Source organism: Aliihoeflea aestuarii (genome assembly GCF_024105665.1).
In the GTDB taxonomy this organism is placed as follows: Bacteria; Pseudomonadota; Alphaproteobacteria; order Rhizobiales; family Rhizobiaceae; genus Aliihoeflea; species Aliihoeflea aestuarii.
This window is the reverse complement of sequence record NZ_JAAAMK010000024.1, coordinates 1-944: the sequence shown is the minus strand read 5'-3', so window position 1 is coordinate 944 and position 944 is coordinate 1. Positions and strand designations below refer to the sequence as shown.

At 64.1% G+C, this 944-nt stretch carries 2 protein-coding genes; one reads left to right on the top strand and one right to left on the bottom strand.

Annotated elements, in window-relative coordinates; genetic code table 11:
• Window positions 1-125: 125 nt before the first annotated feature.
• Complete coding sequence (locus GTW25_RS20395; RefSeq protein ID WP_252914123.1) at window positions 126-638, bottom strand: GNAT family N-acetyltransferase; 513 nt, start codon at window positions 636-638, stop codon at window positions 126-128.
• Here GTW25_RS20395 and GTW25_RS20390 point away from each other — a divergent pair.
• Window positions 637-944 (top strand): hypothetical protein (locus tag GTW25_RS20390; RefSeq protein ID WP_252914122.1); only part of this gene is annotated, 308 nt, incomplete at its 3' end. The two genes, GTW25_RS20395 and GTW25_RS20390, sit on opposite strands and share 2 nt — an antisense overlap.

Below are 944 nucleotides of genomic sequence, written 5' to 3'. Positions count from 1 at the left end.
AATGGCGGGAAGGTTACTGCCAGTCGCAACGGTAGGAACTGGCAGAACCGCTTAGTGCCATCATTCCTGTGCTCGTCACAGGAATGACGGCCTCGCCGGCTCCAACGGCATATGGCCAACGGCTTTCATTCCACCGCCCGATCCGCATGTACGACCGGCCCAAGCAGCGCGCCGGCAGAACCGGGTGCCAGTTCCTTGACGAGAAGCCGCGCCGGATCGACGGGCCACGGCATCGTCATGGTCCCCGCCTTGACCCGTTCATAGCCGAACGGACCGTAATACGGCGCGTCGCCGACGAGCACGATGGCGGTGACGCCCTTCTCGCGCGCCGCGTCCGCCGCGATGGTCAGGAGCTTGCGGCCGATGCCGAGATTCTTCCACGCCGGGCGCACGGCAAGGGGGCCGAGCAACATCGCCCGCCCCTCGCCCACCGCGATCGGTGTCAGCCGCACGGAGGCAATGACCTGGCCATTCGCGGTTGCGACGAAGGACAGACCGCGCGCATGCGGCCCATCCTCGCGAATCTTGTAGGCGGCACGCGTGAAGCGACCGGGGCCGAACGCTTCGGCGTTGATCTCTTCGATTTCAGCGTCGTGGGAAGGCAGTTCCGGCGCATAGGCGACGTCGGCAAGGGACATGATGGCGATCTCGATCGGCGTGAAAGGGCGTCTGGTGGACGGCTTTCCGAATGCGCAACGCGCCCCGGCAGCCGTCGTCCGCGCGTCAGGCGCGGGTGCTCTTTCGTCGTCGCTCGATACGGATCGTCGGCATGGAAATCCCTCTTCGGTTTCGCTGCTAACACGGGATGCGCGGCGCGTCTATTGCAATGCGCGCAGCTTGCATCGATGGAGAGAAATGGATTCCTGTGACGAGCACAGGAATGACGGCATTAAGCGGTTCTGCCGGCTTCTACCGTTGCGATTTGCGACAACATCCTTGCCATC